The following is a 1,627-nucleotide window of genomic DNA, read 5'->3' as shown; positions in this document are numbered from 1 at the left end:
GCGTGTCCCAGTAATCGGTGACCCGCGTGCAGTTCGTGATCATTCATGCGGGATGATCAGGTTATGCGTGATGGGGATGGGCTGTTCGAGGTCGAGCCGGTCGAGCCGAAGCGGCAGCAGGCACATCCAGCGGTGGTGGACAAGCGGTTCCGCGCGTTCGACCCTCACCAGGTCCTGCTGCTGCCGCCGTCGCTGGACGACTGGCTGCCCGAGGACCACCTGGCCCGGTTCGTCGCGGACCTGGTCGACCAGACCCTCGACCTCACGCCGGTCCTGGCCGATTACACGGAAAAGCGTGGCTACCCGCCCTACGATCCCAGGTTGATGGTGCGCCTGCTGATCTACGGCTACACCACCGGCGTGCGCTCCTCCCGGGCGATCCAGCGCCGTTGCGTCGACGACGTCGCCTTTCGGTTCCTCGCCGCCGACCAGGCCCCCGACTTCCGCTCGATCGCCCGCTTCCGCCGCCGCCACCTCGACGCGCTCGCCGGCCTGTTCCTGCAGTCCCTGCATCTCGCACAGAAGCTCGGCATGGTCAAGATGGGCCGCGTCGCTCTGGACGGCACAAAACTGGAAGCAAACGCATCCAAGCACAAGGCGATGAGCTACGGCCGCCTGGTCGACAAGGAGGAACGCCTCGAAGCCGAGGTCGCCGAACTGGAGGCGAAGGCGGCTGCCCTCCTGGCCGACGCGGAGGCCACCGATACCGCCGAGGATGAGCGGTTCGGCCCCGACGGCACGCAGGCCGACCTGCCCGCCGAACTGGGCCGCCGCGAGAAACGCCTGGCCAAGCTGCAGGCCGCCCGCGCCCAGATCGAGGCCGAGGCCGCCGACAAGGCCCGCCGCCACGCCGAGGACAAGGAGCGCCGCCGCCAGGAACGCGCCGGCAGCAGCGATGAGCAGGCCGTCACCGACGCCGGTGAGAAGGCTGCCAAGACGGCTCGCCCGAAGCCGAAGGCACAGGCCAACTTCACCGACCCCGACTCGCGGATCATGAAGAACAGCGACGGCGCCTACATCCAGGCCTACAACGCCCAGGCCGTCGTGGACGACAAGCACCAGGTCATCACCGCCGCCGATGTGACGACCAACCCCTCCGACGCGCTGAACTACACCACCATGCTCGACCAGTCCGCCCAGAACACCGGCGCCCACCCGGGGCAGGCCCTCGTCGACGCCGGCTACTGCTCCGAGACCAACCTCGAAGCCGCGCGCGAGCGCCAACTCGCCTGCGGCACCAACACGTTCATGGCCACCGGCCGACTCGCCCACGACGAGCAGGTCCCGCCCGCACCCCGCGGACGCATCCCCAAGAACGCCACACTGAAGGAACGCATGGCCCGCAAGCTGCGGACCAAGCCCGGCAAAGCCGCCTACGCCCGCCGAAAAGCAATCGTCGAACCCGTCTTCGGACAGATCATGACCTGCCAGGACGGCCGCCAGCTCCTCCTGCGCGGCGAGGACGGAGCCCGTGGCGAGTGGCGGCTACTGGCCGCCTGCCACAACCTCCGCAAGATCTTCCGACACACCGGGATCACGGGACTGGCCACCGCAACCGGGTGACTCACCGGGCCTCCCAGTGGGTCACCAGGCCCCGCCAGGCCGATCTCCCAACCGGCAGGACCCG

At 69.0% G+C, this 1,627-nt stretch carries 1 protein-coding gene; it reads left to right on the top strand.

From position 1 onward, the window contains the following. Positions 1-135: 135 nt before the first annotated feature. Positions 136-1,563 carry an IS1182 family transposase gene (locus ACRWND_RS30690; RefSeq protein WP_431955224.1) on the top strand — a complete coding sequence of 476 codons (1,428 nt, stop codon included), beginning with the start codon at positions 136-138 and terminating at the stop codon, positions 1,561-1,563. The last annotated feature ends 64 nt before the right edge of the window (positions 1,564-1,627 follow it).

This window comes from Actinacidiphila sp. bgisy167 (genome assembly GCF_965342175.1).
Classification (GTDB): Bacteria; Actinomycetota; Actinomycetes; order Streptomycetales; family Streptomycetaceae; genus Actinacidiphila.
Note: the sequence above shows the minus strand (reverse complement) of the source record. Positions and strands in the feature narration are given on the sequence as shown.